Consider the following 16,525-nt stretch of genomic DNA (forward strand, 5'->3'; position numbering starts at 1 on the left):
AGTTCTCCTATCGTCCCGGATCGCCCTTGCCGGCGAGCACGCGGTCGAGCCCGTAGAAGCGGTCGAGCAGAATGAGGGCGGTCATGGTGATCGCGATCACGCAGGCCGAGACCGACGTCACCAGCGGATCGATGTTGTCCTGGATATAAAGGAACATGCGCACCGGCAACGTCTCGGTGCCGGGCGCTGCGAGGAAGACGGTCATGGTCAGATCGTCGAAGGATTGGATGAAGGCGAGCGCCCAGCCGCTGATGACGCCGGGCAGGATCAGCGGCAAGGTCACACGGCGAAACAGCGTCCAGCCGCCGGCGCCGAGCGAGACCGCCGCCATCTCGACCGAAAGGTCCATGCCGGTTGCCGCTGCCAGCGTCAGCCGCAGCGCGAACGGAAACACGATGATGACATGGGCGATGATCAGAGCCGTAAAACTGCCGCCGAGCCCGGCCGAGGTGAAGAAGCGCAGGAAGGCGATGCCGAGCACGACATGCGGGATCATCAGCGGCGACAGGAACAACGCCGCCAGCGCGTCGCGACCGCGGAAGCGATAGCGCGCTATCGCGAGCGCCGCCGGCACCGCGAACAGCAGCGCTACGAAGGAAGACAGCGCCCCTAACCCAAGGCTGACCCAGAAGGCGTGGATGAATTCGGGATAGTTGGCGATCGCCCTGAACCAGCGCAGCGAAAAGCCGTTGGTCGGCAGCGACAGAAAACCTTCGGGGGTGAAGGCGACGAGGCACACCACCAGGATCGGCGCCACCATCACGACAACGAAGATGGTGTGAAAGATCAGCGCCAACGGGCCGTTCCGTCTCATCGGAACACCTCGGCGTAGCGGCGTTCGATCAGCGCGTTGCTGCCGACCACGATCAGCACCAGCGCCACCAGCAGCAGCGTGGCGACGGCTGCGCCGAGCGGCCAGTTCAGCGTGTTGAGGAATTCGTCATAGGCGAGCGTCGCCGCGACCTTGAGGCGGCGGCCGCCGATGATCGCGGGTGTCGCGAAGGCGCTGGCCGAGAGCGAGAACACGATGATCGCCCCCGACAGCACGCCCGGCATGATCTGCGGCATGATGATGCGGCGGATGATAGTCACGGGACCAGCACCGAGCGACATCGCGGCGTTCTCGATCTGCGGATCGAGCCGTTGCAGTGCGGCCCAGACCGACAGCACCATGAACGGCATCATCACATGCGCGAGCGCGACGACCATGCCGGTCTCGGTGAACATGAAGGGAATGGGGAAGCGAATCACCCCGGCCGACATCAAGAGCTTGTTGACGAGGCCGTTGTTGCCGCCGAACAGCAGCGCCCAACCGAGCGTGCGCGCCACCACAGAGATCAGCAGCGGCCCGAGGATCACGAGCAGGAAAAAGCTCTTCCAGCGTGCGTCCATGCGGTTGAGGATGTAGGCTTCGGGCGCGCCGAGCAGAGCGGTGAGCAGCGTGGTCAGGATCGCGATCCGAAACGTCCGCCAGAACATTTCTGCGTAATAGGGATCGGTGGCGATCTCCTGCCAGTTCTTCAGGATGAAGACCGGCTCGATGCCCTTGTACTGGCCCCAATCGTGGAACGACAGCATCACGGTCATCGCGAGCGGGATCAGCAGCACACCGACGAACAGCATCAGGGCAGGCGCCGTCAGCCCCCAAGGTGCACGCGCGTTGCGCTCCTCGGCGACCCCGCTCATGTGACGGTCCTTGCACGCACGCTCATGTCCTCGGGGCGCCAAGTGAGACGAACGGCGTCGCCTTCGGCTGGCTGCCTCTCACCATCATTCTGGCGGATCACGATCGCCGGGCCGCATTCGCTGTCGCACTGGAACAGCCAGTGATTGCCCTGGAAGATACGCGTGACGATCTTTGCGCCGAGGCCCTCATCGCCAAAGCCGATACGTTCAGGACGAATGCTGACGGTGACAGGGCCACTGAGCCCGGCCGGCGCCGGCGCGCTCCAGGAGCCCGCCACCAACCGCGCCGGAATTGCAGTCCGATCGATCGTCCCGGCAAAATCGTTGGTCTTGCCCAAAAACTGCGAGACGAAGGCCGAGACCGGCTTCTCATAAGTCTCCTGCGGTGTGCCGATCTGCTCGATCTTGCCCTGGCTCATGACCACGATACGGTCGGACAGGGACATCGCCTCGTTCTGGTCGTGGGTGACGAGGATCGTGGTGGTGCCGATGGTGCGCTGGATCTGGCGCAGCTCGATCTGCATCTCCTCGCGCAATTTTGCGTCGAGGTTCGACAGCGGCTCGTCGAGCAGCAGCACGCTCGGCTTGATTACCAGCGCACGCGCCAGCGCGACGCGCTGCTGCTGGCCGCCGGACATGCGGCGCGGATGGCGCTCCTCGTAACCGGCAAGGCCCACCATTGCGAGCGCGGCACGCACGCGCTCGGCCAGCTCGTTACGCGGGACGTTGCGCATCTCGAGGCCAAAGGCAACGTTCTCCGCCGCCGTCATGTGCGGAAACAGCGCGTAGCTCTGGAACACGATGCCGAGCCCGCGCTTGGCCGGATGGATCGCGGTCAGGTCCTTGTCCTCCAGGCGGATCGCGCCGCGTGTGGGATCGAGGAAGCCCGCGATCATCTGCAACGTCGTGGTCTTGCCGCAGCCGGAGGGGCCAAGGAAAGAGATGAACTCCCCCTTGCCGACCGCGAGACTGAAGTCGTCGACCACAGTCTGCGCGCCGAACTGTTTTGCCACCCGACTGAGCTCGAGATAGGCCATGAGCTGTCTCCGCTGCGGACGATCAGATCAGCGCTCGACCTCACGGTTCCAGCGCTTGGTCCACTCCTCGCGCTTGTCGTTGATAGTGGTCCAGTCTGGATTGTAGAGCTTTGCCGCGCGTTCGCCGATCGGGGCCATCTTGCCGAGCTCTGGCGGCACCACCAGCGATTTCAGCACGGGGCCGTAGCCGTAGTCCTTGAGCATCACGAGCTGAATCTTGGGATCAAGCAGCATCTTGACGAAGTTTGAGGCCAGCGGCGAGGCGTTCGGCTTGGCGATCGGACACGCCGTCGTCAGCAGCGTTGCCGCACCTTCCTTGGGATAGACAAAATCGACGGGGAAGCCGGTGTTGGCAAAGCTCTGCACGCGGCCGGTGCCCCACACCGCGATCACGGCCTGACCGGACTGGAACAGCTCGGTCATCTTGCCCGGCGACGGTTCATAGGCGAGCACGTTCGGATTGATCTGTTCCTTGAAGATCTTGAAGCCGGAGTCGACATTGGACTCGCCGCCGCCGTTCATCTTCGACAGCATCACCAGCGCTTCGAGGCCATAGGTGTTGTTGATCGGCGGAATGACCAGCTGCTTAGCGTATTTCGTGTCCTTCAGATCATTCCACGAGGTCGGCGGCGCCCAGCCTTTCTCCGCAAACACCTTGGTGTTGTACATCAGACCGGTCGCGACGATGCCGATCGCAACGGCACGATCGTCCTTGAAGCGCGCAGTGTCGTAGAGATCGGCAGCCGGCAAGCCATCGAGCTTACCACAGAAGCCGAGCTGGATCGCCTGGTACATCGGGCCGTCGTCGACGATGGCGACGTCGATCTGCTGATTGCCCTTCTGCGCCTGCAGCTTGGCCAGCGTGTCGGTGGAATTGCCGGCGACGTATTCGACCTTGACGCCGTTCTCCTTCTCGAAGGTCGGGATCACCTCATCACGAATGGTCTTCTCGAACGAGCCGCCATAGCCGGCGACATAGAGCGTTTTCTGCTGGGCCAAGGCGGCCGACGGAAGGACGGCGAGCGCCGCGATGCTGACCGCTGTCAGAAGGCGAAAAGTCTTCATGTGGTCCGATCTCCAATCTGCCGAAAAAACGGGCTGTCTCCAGCTTTGATGAAAAAGATCGCAAAGCCGAGCTTCCATCGTCCAATGAATAATGGCACCCTCTGCATGCCTAAATATTATGAATGGGAACTGGGATGGCGCGGATCAATTCGCGGCAGGTGGAGGCCTTCCGCGCGACGATGCTGACCGGCAGCGTCACCGAGGCCGCGGCACTGATGACAGTGACGCAGCCGGCGGTGAGCCGGTTGCTGCGCGACCTCCAGGCGCTGCTGAAAATGGAGCTGTTCGAGCGGCGCGGCACTGGCCTCGTGCCGACAGCGGCAGCGATGGCGCTCTATACCGAAGTGGAGCGCTCCTTCGTCGGCCTCGAGCGCATCACCGCCGCGGCGGAAGAAATTCGCGGCCGCCGCACCGGCTCGCTGCGGATCGCAGCACTGCCGGCGCTGTCGAACGGCTATCTGCCGCGGCTCACCGGTCACTTCCTGAGGGAGCGGCCGAATCTCAACCTCGCCTTCTTCGGCGTGATCTCGCCGATCGTGGTCGACTGGGTTCTGAACAATCAGTGCGACGTCGGCTTTGCCGAGGTACCGATCGCACATTCCGGCCTGCCGACCTTGAGGTTGCCGGCGCCCGCGCGCGTCGCGGTGCTGCCGACGGGGCATCGCCTCACGGAAAAGGACGTCCTGGAGCCGCGCGATTTCGAAGGCGAGACGTTCATCTCGCTGTCGGCGGGATCGTCGAGCCGGCATCTCGTCGACCAGGTCTTCCATCGCCACGATGTCCGCCGCGTGCTTCGGGTCGAGACCGCGCTGTCGGAGATCATGTGCGGCATGGTGTCGTCGGGGCTCGGCGTTGCGATCTGCGATCCCTTTACCGCGCAGGAATTTTCCACCCGCGGCATCGTCGTGCGCCGCTTCCTGCCGCGCATCGACTTCGAGTTCTCCGCGGTGTTTCCCGCGCAGCGCAGCCCTTCGCCGGTGGCGCTCGATCTCGTCGAGACCATGCGCAAGTCGCTTGCTGCGTTTGATAGCTAGCCGTTGAACGCGGCCTGCGCCTCCGGCAGGTCCCAGATCTTGCCGATCGCAGCTGTTCCTGCCGCCGTGATCGCCGCCTCGTCGGCGCCGAGATAGCATCCCGCATCGACCAGCACGCGGCCATCGACCATGACTTGATCGATATTGGCGCGGTTGGCGAGTGCGATCAGCGCGCGGCGCGGGTCGAACAGCGGCTGAAGATGCGGATGGGTGAGATCGACCACGGTGAGGTCGGCGGTGGCGCCCGGCTCGATGCGGCCGAGGTCCGGCCGCTTGATGACGTCGGCCGCGACCGCCGTGTTGGCCTCGATCAACTCGGGCGAATTGGCGACATCGGCACGCTGCGACGTGATCTTGGAGATCAGCGATGCCGCATTGAGTTCGCCGAGCAGGTCCATGTTGTAGCCGTCGGTGCCGACCACGGTGCGGACGCCATGCTCGGCAAACCGGCTGAAGGCGGCAGTCACGCCGGCGCGCGCGAAAACGCGCGGGCAGTTGAGCACGGTCATGCCGCGCGCGGCCATCAGCTTGAGGTCGTCGTCACTGCTGAACATGCAATGCGCCGCCATCAGATCGGGCGCCAGCAGGCCGAGCCAGTCCAGATATTGCGCCGGCGTACGGCCGCCATAGCGCTTGCCGATGGTCTCGACCTCGGCGCGGCTCTGCGCCATGTGAGTCGTGATGGGCACGCCGAGCTCGCGCGCCCGCGTGGCGCAGGCCTTCAAGAGATCGGGGCCGCAGGTGTCGGTGGCATGCGGGCTCATCGCAAGATTGATGCGGCCGTCGCCGCGATTGTTCCAGCGCTGATAGAGCGCATCCCACGTCGCCATGTCGGCGGTGCCGTCGTCGCCGGAATATTGGACCACACCATCGGGGCCGGCCTTGGCGTCCGACGTCGAGAACAGATACGGCGCGCCGTAGAAGCGGATGCCCATTTCCTCCGCGGCGTCGAACATCTCGGGGATCGAGTTGCGGAACGGCTCCATCACCGTGGTGGCGCCGCCCTTGAGGAGCTGGAGAATGCCGAGCCGCGCCACCGCAAGCCGCTCTTCCGCCGACAAGATATCGGCGCCGCGCTTGGTCAGCGGCAGCAGCACCGTGTAGACGATGCTCTGGTTGTTGCGGCGGCCGTTACCATCCTCGCTGTGGCTGCGCGCCACAGCCTCGGAGAAGCAGTGATTGTGCAGATTGAGCAGGCCCGGCAGGACGAAGCGGCCGGGACGATCGTAGACCTCGTCGGCGCTCGGCCTGTCGCGCGTGACCGCGGCGATCTTCTTGCCCTCGACCAGGACCCAATGATCGCGCAGCACATCCTGCGCGCCGTCTTTGCGTGACAGCACATAGCTGCCGAAGATTGCTGTGCTGCTCATGCGGGGCGTACGTTCCAGAAGACGGCGGTGCCGTCGAGAATGCCGGTGATGTCCTTGCGATAGGCGGTCGGCTGCTTGTACAGGCCGATCGGAATATAGGGGATTTCCTCGAAGGCGACTGCCTGGATCTCGCGGCAGATGCGCTGTTGCTCCGCGAGCTCGGACGCCGCCAGCCATTGGCTGCGCAAGGGCCCCATCTTCTCGCTCGCATACCAGCCGGCGACCTTGCCTTCGCCGCGAATGTTGGTGTTGCCGGCCGGGTTGAGCCAGTCGATGCCCTGCCAATTGCCGACCGCGGCGCTCCAACCGCCCTGCGGAATCGGGTCTTTCTTGAGCTGGCGCTGCAACACCACAGCGAAATCGAGCCCGGCATATTCGACGTTCATGCCGGCCTTGCGCAGGCTATCGACTGCGATCTCGCCGAGCGGCTTCTGCGCCAGCGAATTGGTGGGGACGAGCACCACGATCTTCTCGCCATTGTAGCCGGCGGCTTTCAGATCGGCCTTGACCTTGTCGTAGTCGCGCGGACCGCGGAACACGCCGAGGCCGACATCGCTCGCCATCGGCGTGCCGGGCGCGAAGAAGCCGATCGGCGAGACCTGGAAGGCCGGATCGGTGCCAGCGACCGCGGTCATGAAAGCGGACTGGTCGATTGCGCCCAAAAGCGCGCGGCGGATGGCGGGATTGTCGAACGGCGGCTGCAGGTGGTTGAGCCGAAGCATGCAGGCATAACCGCGTGGATCGAGGATACGCGTCTCGATGTCGCCGGCGGCCTTGATGATCGGCAACAGATCGTGCGGCGTGGTCTCCTGCCAGTCCTGCTCGCCGGTCTGGAGCGCGGCAACGCCGGTGCCGGCATCGGGCGTGGTGGTCCAGACGACGCGGTCGTAGTGCACGATCTTCGGCCCCGCGGTCCAGTCCGGCTTGCCGTCGGTGCGGGGCTGGTAGCGGTCGAATTTGGCATAGGCGTTGCGGGCGCCCTGCACGCGCTCATCGGCGAGATAGCGGAACGGACCGCTGCCGATGACTTCGGTCAGTGGCTTGAACGGGTCCTGGCTCGCCAGCCGCTCCGGCATCATGAAGCAGGGATTGATCGCGGCCTTGCCGAGCGCCTGCGGCAACAGCGGGAACGGGCGCTTGAGACGGAAGCGGATGGTACGGTCGTCGGCGGCTGACAACTCGTCGGTCGCCTCCATCAGCTCGCCGCCAAAGCCGTCGCGCGCGGCCCAGCGGCGGATGCTGGCGACGCAATCGCGCGCCAGCACATGCTCACCGTCGTGCCAGAACAAGCCGTCGCGCAAGCTGAGGTCCCATTGCAGTCCGTCGCCGGAGATGGCCTGCCCCGACAGCATCTGCGGCGAGAGCTGGAGCGAGGAGCTCATGCCATAGAGCGTGTCGTAGACCATGAAGCCGTGGTTCCGCGACACCTGCGCGGTCGAATAAATGGGATCGACGAAGGCGAGATCGATGACGGGGATGAAGCGCAGCGTGCGCTGGGATTCGGCTCGCACGATGCCCGGCATAGAGAGTGTCGGCACTGTTGCGGCAGCCTTGAGGAGCGAGCGGCGGGAGATGGGCATTACAAGAAGTTCCTGAGGGTATCTTACGTATTCAACAAGACCGCGCCGATCGCAGCCGCGACCGCCTGCTGCGCAGGTTCGATCACGGGCACGCCGATCGCCTCCGCGATCGCTGCGCGGTGAGACGCCATACCGGCACAGCCCATCACCACGACGTCGGCGCGACATTGCGTAACTAGCGCGCGGCCGGCTTCGATCAACCGCCCGCGGATGTCGGCGCCTGCCGTCTCCGCCGCGCTTGCGCCGACCGACCAGCTTCCGGCATAGCGGCTATCGACGCCCATCACCCGCGCCATGCGTTGCTGGCGGCGGATGCTCGACGGCGACAGCGCGATGATTCCGAAACGTTCGCCCAGCATCAGCGCGCGAAAGATGCCGCATTCGGCGATGCCCAGCACCGGCCGACCGTCGGCCGCCTCGCGCACCGCATGCAGCCCGGGATCGCTGAAGCACGCGAGCACGAAGGCATCCGCATCGTCACGCGCCACGCGATTGACCAGCGGCATCACCACACTGTCGGCATCGCGCTGCGAGCTGATCCCGGGCGGCCCCTCAGCGAGGCCGACCACCTCGATGTCAGGCCCGCCGATGATCCGCAGCGGTGCCACCGCGTCGTCGATCGCCGCGGTCACCGACGCCGAGGAGTTGGGGTTGATGACGAGGATGCGGCGACGGGTCATGGCATGGCTCAACGGTTGGCGGCCTCGTGGCGCAGGAAGTTTTCAGCGATCTTCTCGCCGGTGGTGATCCAGACATCCGGGCACGACTTTGCGTAGGTCAGGAACTCGCGCAGCAGGCGCAGCCGCATCGGACGGCCGCTGCACTGCGGATGCAGCACGGTCGTGACCATCGCGCCCCAGTCGCGGGTTTCGTCGAGCTCGTCCTTCCAGATCGAGAGCACGTGCTCCCTCGGGAAGATCGAGCGCGGGCTGAAGCGCGCCGAGAGACCGTGCATCCAGTCGTCATAGCTCGCCGTCACCGGCAGCTCGATCGTGCCGGGCTTACCGTCAGCGAGACGATGGCGATAGGGCCGCACGTCGTCGCGGAACGAGGACGTGTAGACGATGCCGTGACGAACCAGCGCGACGCGCAGCTCCTCGGTGAACTCACCGTAAGGAGCCCGATAGCCGGTCGGCCTGACGCCGAGCCTGCGCTTCAGCGCTTCGAAACCGCGCTCAAGCTCCTCCTCGATCCAGGGATCGCCGGGATCGGGCAGCAAATGGTGATAGCCGTGATGGCCGATCTCGTGGCCGGCCTTGAGAATCGACTCCGCCATCGCCGGATGCGCATCGACCGACCATCCCGTGACGAAGAACGTCGCCTTGAGATCGAGCTGGTCGAGCAGCTCCAGCAGCTTCGGTGTGCCGACGCGCGCCTCGTAACCGCCATAGCTCATGGTAATGAGCCGCTGCGCGTGCACCGCGTCCTTGCTGGTCCACGCGCTCTCCGCGTCGACGTCGAAGGACAGGAACATCGCCGACTTGTACCGCTTGGGCCAAGGGTATTCCGGCGCGGGATCTGCGGTGTTGGCTGGGGTGAGCGGGATGCTCTGGAGGGCCTTACTGTCCAGCATTGATGGTTGCCTTTTCGAGTGCGTTGTCTGTCAGTTTCCACTTCGCAAGCAGGGTTTTGTAGGTGCCGTCGACGATCAGCGCATCGACAGCCTCGATCATTGCCTGCTGTAACGCCTTTTCCTTGACCGGCAGCGCAATGCCCGTGAACTGCGTTGCGAACGGATCGCCGACCGGCGCATAGGTGCCCGGCTCGATATCCATCAGATAGGGCAGCGTCTCGTTGCCTTGAACGGCAGCGTCGATGCGGCCCTGCCTGAGCTGCGTGCGCGCATCTGCCGAGCCGTCGGTGCCGACGAACTGGATCGGATTGCTGCCGCAATTCTTCTGGCTCCACTTATCGATCTCGGCCGGAAACATGGTCCGGCGGCTGGCGCCGACCTTCTTGCCGCACAGCGCAGCCATGTCCTTGAACTCGGACACACGGGATTGCTGCACGAAGAATTTTGGACCGCTGCGCAAATAATCGACGAAGGAGGCAATGTCGTGTCGGCTCGCATAGTCGGTGAAGCCGGACAGGATGGCATCCACCCGGCCCGTCGAAATCGAGGGCATGAACTCGGCAAAGCTGGTTTCAGTCCATTCGATCTTGACGCCGAGCTTGCGGCCGATCGCCTCGCCGAGATCGATGTCGAAGCCCGACAGCGTGTTGGTGGCGGGATCGCGGAACTCCATCGGCGGATAATTCGGCACCAGCGCGATCTTGATGCTGCCGCGCTTGGCGATCTCCGGCGGCAACTCGATCGCCCAAGCCTGAACACTTAGAGCCGAAACGGTCATGGCACCGAAAAGCGCCGCCGCAACCAAAACTCTCTTCATCAACACGCCCCCCATTTCAGATCACTGCCGAAAGAAATGCCTTGGTCCGCTCCTCGCGCGGCGCGCCCAGCACGTCCGAGGCGCGGCCCTGCTCGACAATCGCGCCCTGGTCCATGTAGACGACGCGGTCGGCGACCTCGCGGGCGAAGCCGAGCTCGTGCGTCACCACCAGCATGGTCATGCCGCTCTTCGCCAGCTCCTTCATCACCGCGAGCACCTCGCCGACGAGCTCCGGGTCGAGTGCGCTGGTCGGCTCGTCGAACAGCATCAGCATCGGTTTCATCGCAAGTGACCGCGCAATCGCCACACGCTGCTGCTGGCCACCGGAGAGCTGCGCGGGATACGAATTGGCCTTCGCCAACAGCCCGACGCGCCGGAGCAGCTCGAGCGCCTCGGCACGCACCTCGTCGGCTTTGCGGCCCTGCACCTGGAGCGGACCTTCGATGATGTTTTCCAGCGCGGTCTTGTGCGGAAACAGGTTGAAGCGCTGGAACACCATACCAGTCTTCAGACGCTGCCGCCCGATCTCGCGCTCGCTGAGGCGATGGAGCCGCCCGTTTTGCTCGCGCACGCCCAAGAGCTCGCCGTCGAGCCAGATGCCGCCGCTATCGATGGCGGCGAGCTGGTTGATGCAGCGGAGCAGCGTGGTCTTGCCCGAGCCGGAGGCGCCGATCAGACACATCACCTCGCCGGGCCAGACGTCGAGCGAGACGTTTTTGAGAGCCTGGAACTCTCCAAAACTCTTGGCTACAGAGCGGATCGCGACGAGGGGCTTTGTCATCGCGCAAATCGCAATGTGCCGCGTGCAAAACGGCGTTCGAGCAGCATCTGGAGCGGCGTCAGGATCGAGACAACGACCAGATACCAGAGCCCGGCGACGATCAGGAGCTCGATCACGCGAGAGTTCGCGTAGTAGATGTTTTCGGCGTTGTGCAGCACTTCCGGATATTGGATGACGCTCGCAAGCGAGGTCGCCTTCACCATGCCGATGAACTCGTTGCCGAGCGGCGGGATCACCACGCGCATCGCCTGCGGCAGGATGATCCGGCGCAGCGCACGCAGCCGTCCCATGCCGATCGCCTGCGCCGCTTCATATTGCCCGATGTCGACCGACAACATGCCCGCGCGCACCACTTCGGACGTGTAGGCGCCCTGGTTGATGCCGAGCCCGAGCAGTGCGGCGAGGAACGGCGTCATGACATCGACGGCGCGCGCACTCCAGAGGCCGGGAATACCGATGGTCGGAAACACCAGCGCGAGGTTGAACCAGAGCAGCAATTGCAGGATCAGCGGCGTGCCGCGGAACAGCCAGGTGTAGCCAGCCGCCACCGTCTTCAGCACTGGATTGGGCGACAGCCGCATGATCGCGACGACAACGCCGAGAAAGATGCCGAGCGCCATCGCCAGCACCGCCATCACCATGGTGTTGACGATGCCTTCGAGGATCACCTTTGCGGTGATGAAGCGACTGACATAGGACCATTCGATCTGCCCATTGGCGAAGGCGCGCGCGATTGCCGCCAGCATCAGGACGATCAGTGCTGCGCTGAGCCAGCGAAACCAGTGCGGCTCGCGCGCGATCCGCATCCCCGACAGATCGGGAAAACCTTCCGCGAGTGCCGGCGCCGGCCTCATTGCGGCGCCGCGTTCAGCATGGGCTGGGTCACTGCATTCGCGCCCAGGCCCCATTTGTCGAGAACCGCCTTGTAGGAGCCGTCGGCGATCATGGCCGTGAGCTTTTCCGTCACGACGTCACGGAGTACGGAATCGTCCTTGCGGAACATGATGCCTTGATATCCCGTGGACAACTGCCCGCCAACGATGCGGTATTTGCCGGCTTCCTGAGCTTGCGCATAGGGCAAGGTCTCACTGCCCTGGACTGCGGCATCGATGCGGCCTTGCTTGAGCTGGTTGCGGACGTCGATCGAGTTCTCACCGGGAACATACTGGATGGCAGGCTTGCCAGCCGGCTCGCAATTCTGCTTGCTCCACTTATCGATCTCGAGTGGAAACGCCGTGCTGCGCGTCGTGCCGACCTTCTTGCCGCAAAGATCGGTGGCGCCCTTGGCGTCGCTCTCCGTGAGCACGAAGAATTGCGGGCCGGTGGTGAGATAGTCGACGAAGTCCGCCGTCTCGCGCCGTGAGCTGCGATCCTGAATGCCGCTAATGATGAAATCGGCGCGCTTGGTCTGGAGCGAGAGAATCAGCTCGGCGAATGGCGTCTCGCTCCAGACGATCTTGAGGCCGCCGAGCCGCTTGGCGAGCTCGTTGGCGAGATCGATGTCGAGTCCCACCAGCTCATTGCTGGCGGGATCGCGATATTCCATTGGCGCGTAGGTCGAATTGACCGTGAGTTTCAGAGCGCCCGCTTGCTTGATCTCGGCAGGAAGCTCGGCGGCTTGCGCTGTGGCAATGGCCGCCAGCGCGGCAAGACCGAGAGAAAGCGAGAGGCGTATCATGTCAGCTCCTTTGCCAGTGTCTTGCCAACGCCGTGCCAATCGTCAGTCCGCGTCGAGAACGGCCGGCTCGATGACGCCGGCGCGCTCGGTGATCACCCTGTATTGCTCGGGCCGCCGGTGGGCGTCGAAATTGAACATCTTGTCCTTGCCCTGGCGGCAGAGGTCGAGATCGATATCGGCGACGATCACCTCGTCGGTCAAGGTCGCAGCCTGCGCGACGATGCGGCCGTTGGGATCGACGATGCAGGAACCGCCGATCAGCCCCGAGCCGTCCTCTTCGCCGGCCTTGGCTACCGAAATCGCCCAGGTCGCGTTCATGTAGGCATTGGCCTGCGTCACCAGCGTCGAATGGAAGGTGCGCAAGGATGCATCTTCTGTGCTGCCGCCGTTGGGATCGTAGGCCGCCGAATTGTAGCCGATGCAAACGAGCTCGACGCCCTGCAGGCCGAGCACGCGCCAGGACTCGGGCCAGCGGCGATCGTTGCAGATCATCATGCCCATGATGGCATGCGCCCAGGCCGAACCGGCGCGGAACGCGGGAAAGCCGAGATCGCCATATTCGAAATAGCGCTTCTCAAGCTGCTGATAGCGCGCGCCCGGCCGCGGCTCGACCGAGCCCGGCAGATGCACCTTGCGATAGCGGCCGAGGATCTCGCCGTCGCGATCGACCAGGATGGCGCAATTGTAGCGGCGGCCTTCGGCGGTCTGCTCGGCATAGCCGACATAAAAGCCGACACGCAGCGCCCGCGCGCGATCGAACAGCTTTGCCACGGCCGGGTTCGGCATGCCGTGCTCGAAAAACTTGTCGAGCGCTTCACCTTCGAGCAGCCAGCGCGGAAAAAAGGTGGTGAAGGCGAGCTCGGGAAACACCACGAGGCTGGCGCCGCGGTTCGCCGCTTCCTCCAGCATAGCAAGCATCCGCGATAGCGTATGCTCACGCGTATCGGCTTTTTGCGTCGGCCCCATCTGGGCGGCGGCGGCGCGAAGGACACGAACCAAGACTGCCTCCAATCTGTGCGCAATGCTGCCTCAATGGGCGAATGAACCCTTTGATCCAGCATGCAAATCCGCGACCATTAGGCGCAAGGAGGGCTGCAAAAGCAATTCATCGTGCTATGATGTTTTGGCCCTGAGTATAATCGGCAGTGATATGAACCTGCGCCAGCTCGAGATCCTGCGTGCCGTCATCCGCCATCGCACCACGGTGGCGGCGGCCGATGAGCTGGCGCTGTCGCAGCCCGCCGTCAGCAACGCGCTGAAGACGATGGAAGCGCAGGCGGGCTTTGCGCTGTTCGAGCGCGTCAACAACCGGCTGTTTCCGACCGCGGAGGCGATGGCGCTCTACAAGGAGAGCGAAGCGATCTTCGCGCTTCACGCCAAGCTCGAGAACCGCGTGCGCGACCTGCGTGAGAACCGCTCAGGACATCTCGCGATCGTGGCGACGCCGCCGCTCGCCTACAGCATCATTCCCTCCGCTCTATCAGCCTTCCTGCGCCGCCGCCCGGAGACACGCGTGTTCTTCGACGTCAGGCGCTACGAGGGCATCATCGAGGGCGTGCTCAGCCGCGTCGCAGAGCTCGGCTTCGCGCTCGGGCTGACGCACCATCCCGGCATCGCGCATGAGGTGGTGCACACCGGCGAAATGGTCTGCGTACTGCCGCCGCAGCATCCGCTCGCCGACAGACCGGTGATCTCGGCCGCGGATCTGTCCGGCCTGCCCTTCATCGGGCTCGAACGCGGCACCCGGCTTGGCGAAGCCGTGCGCGACAGTTTCGCCCGCGCCGGCGCGCCGTTCCAGCCGACCGTCGAGGTGCGCTATTGCAACACGGCCTGCGTGCTCGCAGCCGCCGGCGTCGGTGCCGCCGTGGTCGATCCCTTCTCGCCGCACCAGAACGCCGGCCACGGTCTGGTCGTCCGGCCGTTCACGCCGACGACCCGCGCCGTCGCCTACATGCTATGGTCGGAGGCGGAGCCGCTGTCGCGTCTGGCCAAGGCCTTTCTCGGCGAGATCCGCAAGGAGAGTGCGCTGTTGGACCGCACGGCGCCACACCAGCAACATGGGGCAGGAAGCGACTGAGCTTCGCAACCTTTGACCTGAGGGGCACATGGCACGCATCACCATCATCGAGACCGGACAGGTTCCCCCAAAATACCGCGAACAGCACGGCTCGTTTCCGGACATGTTCGAGCGCATGGTCCGCGCCGAGGATCCGACAGCCACGGTCGACGTCGTCAGCATCCCGAATGGCGATGTGCTGCCCGATCCGAGCAAGCTCGAGGCCGTGCTGATCACCGGTGCTGCCGCCGGCGTCTATGACGGGCTCGACTGGATCGCGCCGCTGGAAGATTTCGTGCGCACGGCTTACGCCAACAAGACGCCGATGGTCGGCGTCTGCTTCGGCCACCAGCTGATCGCGCAGGCGCTCGGCGGCACCGTGCGCAAGTCTGAGAACGGCTGGGGCATCGGCCGGCACGTCTATCAGGTGCTGCCGGAGAACGGCGTCGTCGACGGCGAAGCGGTCGCCATCGCCGCCTCACATCAAGACCAGGTGATCGAGCCACCGAACGATGCGCTGACAATCCTCTCCTCAGAATTCACGCCGCATGCCGGCCTGCTCTACGCCAACGGCGCAACGCTGACAGTGCAGCCACATCCGGAGTTCGACGTGGAGTTTGCGCAAGTGTGCTGCGAGTTGCGCGACGGCAAGGCGCCGGAGGATGTCGTGGCAACGGCAAGGGATTCCCTGGCGCAACCGCTGGACAACGCGAAGCTCGGCGGCGCGATTACGCGGTTTTTGGCGCGACGCTGATTTCACCTCACCCCGCTTGCGGAAGTAATTCAGAATGGATCCATTCCAAGCCCCGGCACATCCGCCGGGCGCGGTCCCGGCGCCGCCCAGTGAAAGCGGCGATCCTTCTCCGCAATCGCGATGTCGTTGATCGAGGCCTCGCGCCGCCGCATCAGGCCGTGCTCGTCGAACTCCCACTGCTCGTTGCCGTAGGAGCGATACCATTGGCCGCTCGCGTCGTGCCATTCGTACTGGAATCGCACCGCGATGCGATTTTCGTCGAAGGCCCAGAGATCCTTGATCAGGCGGTACTCCTGCTCCTTCTCCCATTTACGGGTGAGGAATGCGACGATCGCTTCGCGGCCCTGAAACACTTCCGCGCGATTGCGCCAGCGGCTGTCCTCGGTATAGGCGAGCGAGACGCGCACCGGATCGCGCGAGTTCCAGGCGTCCTCGGCCATGCGCGCCTTCTGCGCAGCGGTCTCTCGGGTGAAAGGCGGAAGCGGCGGGCGCGACATGATGGCCTCATCGGTTGGTTTGGGGCGCAATCTATCCGCGCACGCGATGGAGTCGAGAGGCCATCGCCTATCGACCGATCACGAAATCAGATCGGCCTTCATCAGCGTGCGGATCGACTTGGGGATCGGTTGAGCCCTGCCGCCGCTGATGAAAGCGACGCGCACCTCGGCCTTGACCAGCACGTCCTCACCGCGCCGCACCTCCTGCGCCAGCATGATGGAGGCGCCCTTCACCGCAACCGGCCAGGTCACGATATCGAGCACGTCGTCCATCCGCGCCGGCTTGAGGAAATCCAGATGCATCGAGCGCACGACGAAGGCAAAGCCTGCGCCTTCCGTCTCGGCCTGCTCGAACAGCGCCTGCTGCTGAGCGCCCATCAGCCGCAGATGATTGGTGCGCCCACGTTCCATGTAGCGCAGATAATTGGCGTGATAGACGATGCCTGAAAACACTGATTTGACGATGTCGCAACAGCAGCCTCGCGGGTTACTTTCATTGGGTCGCTGGACGGCTAAGGCGTGAATTAGGAGAGATTCATCACTTCCGTAGCAAGCCGCAGCGCCTTCAGGATGCGTTGTGCTCTTTCGGCTGCGATA

General features: G+C 64.3%; 18 protein-coding genes. 3 read left to right on the forward strand and 15 right to left on the reverse strand.

The genetic code is table 11. The features are described from left to right. Nucleotides 1–7: 7 nt before the first annotated feature. Genes ABID59_RS01880 through ABID59_RS01895 form a run of 4 tightly spaced genes read right to left on the reverse strand, consistent with a single transcriptional unit; the run spans nucleotide 8 to nucleotide 3,788 of the window. Nucleotides 8–814 carry an ABC transporter permease gene (locus ABID59_RS01880; RefSeq protein ID WP_354032335.1) on the reverse strand — a complete coding sequence of 269 codons (807 nt, stop codon included), beginning with the start codon at nucleotides 812–814 and terminating at the stop codon, nucleotides 8–10. Beyond that, nucleotides 811–1,686, reverse strand: a complete 876-nt coding sequence (locus ABID59_RS01885) for an ABC transporter permease (protein ID WP_354032336.1) — start codon at nucleotides 1,684–1,686, stop codon at nucleotides 811–813. Before ABID59_RS01885 ends, ABID59_RS01880 begins: the two co-directional genes overlap by 4 nt. Next, entirely contained in the window at nucleotides 1,683–2,723 is a 1,041-nt protein-coding gene (locus tag ABID59_RS01890) for an ABC transporter ATP-binding protein (RefSeq protein ID WP_354082261.1), read from the reverse strand. The genes ABID59_RS01885 and ABID59_RS01890 overlap by 4 nt, the downstream gene beginning before the upstream one ends. A 27-nt stretch (nucleotides 2,724–2,750) precedes the next feature. Continuing rightward, entirely contained in the window at nucleotides 2,751–3,788 is a 1,038-nt protein-coding gene (locus ABID59_RS01895) for an ABC transporter substrate-binding protein (protein WP_354032338.1), read from the reverse strand. A 134-nt stretch (nucleotides 3,789–3,922) separates the two neighbouring features. On the opposite strand from ABID59_RS01895, the gene ABID59_RS01900 reads away from it, so the two are divergent. Then, nucleotides 3,923–4,822: a LysR substrate-binding domain-containing protein gene (locus ABID59_RS01900; RefSeq protein WP_354082262.1), complete on the forward strand. Its 900-nt coding sequence runs from the start codon at nucleotides 3,923–3,925 to the stop codon at nucleotides 4,820–4,822. Here the strand turns inward: ABID59_RS01900 and ABID59_RS01905 are convergent. Genes ABID59_RS01905 through ABID59_RS01945 form a run of 9 tightly spaced genes read right to left on the reverse strand, consistent with a single transcriptional unit; the run spans nucleotide 4,819 to nucleotide 13,620 of the window. Further along, nucleotides 4,819–6,192 (reverse strand): amidohydrolase family protein, encoded by a 1,374-nt coding sequence (locus tag ABID59_RS01905; protein WP_354082263.1) that lies wholly within the window; start codon nucleotides 6,190–6,192, stop codon nucleotides 4,819–4,821. The genes ABID59_RS01900 and ABID59_RS01905 overlap by 4 nt on opposite strands. Further along, nucleotides 6,189–7,772, reverse strand: coding sequence for an ABC transporter substrate-binding protein (locus ABID59_RS01910; RefSeq protein WP_148754047.1), 1,584 nt, complete (start codon nucleotides 7,770–7,772; stop codon nucleotides 6,189–6,191). Before ABID59_RS01910 ends, ABID59_RS01905 begins: the two co-directional genes overlap by 4 nt. Nucleotides 7,773–7,795: 23 nt before the next feature. After that, entirely contained in the window at nucleotides 7,796–8,452 is a 657-nt protein-coding gene (locus tag ABID59_RS01915) for an aspartate/glutamate racemase family protein (protein WP_354082264.1), read from the reverse strand. A gap of 8 nt (nucleotides 8,453–8,460) precedes the next feature. Continuing rightward, a complete protein-coding gene (locus ABID59_RS01920) occupies nucleotides 8,461–9,345 on the reverse strand; it encodes a polysaccharide deacetylase family protein (protein WP_354032343.1) in 885 nt (294 codons plus the stop codon). Continuing rightward, a complete protein-coding gene (locus ABID59_RS01925; RefSeq protein ID WP_354082265.1) occupies nucleotides 9,332–10,162 on the reverse strand; it encodes an ABC transporter substrate-binding protein in 831 nt (276 codons plus the stop codon). The genes ABID59_RS01920 and ABID59_RS01925 overlap by 14 nt, the downstream gene beginning before the upstream one ends. 16 nt (nucleotides 10,163–10,178) lie before the next feature. Further along, nucleotides 10,179–10,943 (reverse strand): amino acid ABC transporter ATP-binding protein, encoded by a 765-nt coding sequence (locus tag ABID59_RS01930; protein ID WP_148754051.1) that lies wholly within the window; start codon nucleotides 10,941–10,943, stop codon nucleotides 10,179–10,181. Beyond that, a complete protein-coding gene (locus ABID59_RS01935) occupies nucleotides 10,940–11,797 on the reverse strand; it encodes an amino acid ABC transporter permease (protein WP_354082266.1) in 858 nt (285 codons plus the stop codon). The genes ABID59_RS01930 and ABID59_RS01935 overlap by 4 nt, the downstream gene beginning before the upstream one ends. Next, nucleotides 11,794–12,621, reverse strand: coding sequence for an ABC transporter substrate-binding protein (locus tag ABID59_RS01940; protein ID WP_354082267.1), 828 nt, complete (start codon nucleotides 12,619–12,621; stop codon nucleotides 11,794–11,796). Before ABID59_RS01940 ends, ABID59_RS01935 begins: the two co-directional genes overlap by 4 nt. A gap of 42 nt (nucleotides 12,622–12,663) precedes the next feature. Then, nucleotides 12,664–13,620: an N-carbamoyl-D-amino-acid hydrolase gene (locus ABID59_RS01945; protein ID WP_148754054.1), complete on the reverse strand. Its 957-nt coding sequence runs from the start codon at nucleotides 13,618–13,620 to the stop codon at nucleotides 12,664–12,666. Between the two features lie 151 nt (nucleotides 13,621–13,771). On the opposite strand from ABID59_RS01945, the gene ABID59_RS01950 reads away from it, so the two are divergent. Together ABID59_RS01950 and ABID59_RS01955 are read left to right on the forward strand one after the other, a co-directional pair. Next, complete coding sequence (locus ABID59_RS01950; RefSeq protein ID WP_354082268.1) at nucleotides 13,772–14,698, forward strand: LysR family transcriptional regulator; 927 nt, start codon at nucleotides 13,772–13,774, stop codon at nucleotides 14,696–14,698. Nucleotides 14,699–14,726: 28 nt separating this feature from the next. Beyond that, nucleotides 14,727–15,431, forward strand: a complete 705-nt coding sequence (locus ABID59_RS01955) for a type 1 glutamine amidotransferase (protein WP_354082269.1) — start codon at nucleotides 14,727–14,729, stop codon at nucleotides 15,429–15,431. Nucleotides 15,432–15,460: 29 nt separating this feature from the next. Here the strand turns inward: ABID59_RS01955 and ABID59_RS01960 are convergent, their stop codons facing one another. Together ABID59_RS01960 and ABID59_RS01965 are read right to left on the reverse strand one after the other, a co-directional pair. Next, nucleotides 15,461–15,928, reverse strand: coding sequence for a nuclear transport factor 2 family protein (locus tag ABID59_RS01960; protein WP_354082270.1), 468 nt, complete (start codon nucleotides 15,926–15,928; stop codon nucleotides 15,461–15,463). 78 nt (nucleotides 15,929–16,006) lie between these two features. Further along, a complete protein-coding gene (locus tag ABID59_RS01965) occupies nucleotides 16,007–16,393 on the reverse strand; it encodes a YbgC/FadM family acyl-CoA thioesterase (protein WP_148754058.1) in 387 nt (128 codons plus the stop codon). Nucleotides 16,394–16,525: the final 132 nt, after the last annotated feature.

It is taken from the genome of Bradyrhizobium sp. S3.3.6, from assembly GCF_040546905.1.
GTDB classification, from domain to species: Bacteria; Pseudomonadota; Alphaproteobacteria; order Rhizobiales; family Xanthobacteraceae; genus Bradyrhizobium; species Bradyrhizobium cytisi.

What these genes read in the sequence shown, in the direction of transcription:
- ABID59_RS01880 (WP_354032335.1), bottom strand. Translation starts at nt 814, where the DNA reads ATGAGACGGAACGGCCCGTTGGCGCTGATCTTTCACACCATCTTCGTT.
- ABID59_RS01885 (WP_354032336.1), bottom strand. Translation starts at nt 1,686, where the DNA reads ATGAGCGGGGTCGCCGAGGAGCGCAACGCGCGTGCACCTTGGGGGCTG.
- ABID59_RS01890 (WP_354082261.1), bottom strand. Translation starts at nt 2,723, where the DNA reads ATGGCCTATCTCGAGCTCAGTCGGGTGGCAAAACAGTTCGGCGCGCAG.
- ABID59_RS01895 (WP_354032338.1), bottom strand. Translation starts at nt 3,788, where the DNA reads ATGAAGACTTTTCGCCTTCTGACAGCGGTCAGCATCGCGGCGCTCGCC.
- ABID59_RS01900 (WP_354082262.1), top strand. Translation starts at nt 3,923, where the DNA reads ATGGCGCGGATCAATTCGCGGCAGGTGGAGGCCTTCCGCGCGACGATG.
- ABID59_RS01905 (WP_354082263.1), bottom strand. Translation starts at nt 6,192, where the DNA reads ATGAGCAGCACAGCAATCTTCGGCAGCTATGTGCTGTCACGCAAAGAC.
- ABID59_RS01910 (WP_148754047.1), bottom strand. Translation starts at nt 7,772, where the DNA reads ATGCCCATCTCCCGCCGCTCGCTCCTCAAGGCTGCCGCAACAGTGCCG.
- ABID59_RS01915 (WP_354082264.1), bottom strand. Translation starts at nt 8,452, where the DNA reads ATGACCCGTCGCCGCATCCTCGTCATCAACCCCAACTCCTCGGCGTCG.
- ABID59_RS01920 (WP_354032343.1), bottom strand. Translation starts at nt 9,345, where the DNA reads ATGCTGGACAGTAAGGCCCTCCAGAGCATCCCGCTCACCCCAGCCAAC.
- ABID59_RS01925 (WP_354082265.1), bottom strand. Translation starts at nt 10,162, where the DNA reads ATGAAGAGAGTTTTGGTTGCGGCGGCGCTTTTCGGTGCCATGACCGTT.
- ABID59_RS01930 (WP_148754051.1), bottom strand. Translation starts at nt 10,943, where the DNA reads ATGACAAAGCCCCTCGTCGCGATCCGCTCTGTAGCCAAGAGTTTTGGA.
- ABID59_RS01935 (WP_354082266.1), bottom strand. Translation starts at nt 11,797, where the DNA reads ATGAGGCCGGCGCCGGCACTCGCGGAAGGTTTTCCCGATCTGTCGGGG.
- ABID59_RS01940 (WP_354082267.1), bottom strand. Translation starts at nt 12,621, where the DNA reads ATGATACGCCTCTCGCTTTCTCTCGGTCTTGCCGCGCTGGCGGCCATT.
- ABID59_RS01950 (WP_354082268.1), top strand. Translation starts at nt 13,772, where the DNA reads ATGAACCTGCGCCAGCTCGAGATCCTGCGTGCCGTCATCCGCCATCGC.
- ABID59_RS01955 (WP_354082269.1), top strand. Translation starts at nt 14,727, where the DNA reads ATGGCACGCATCACCATCATCGAGACCGGACAGGTTCCCCCAAAATAC.
- ABID59_RS01960 (WP_354082270.1), bottom strand. Translation starts at nt 15,928, where the DNA reads ATGTCGCGCCCGCCGCTTCCGCCTTTCACCCGAGAGACCGCTGCGCAG.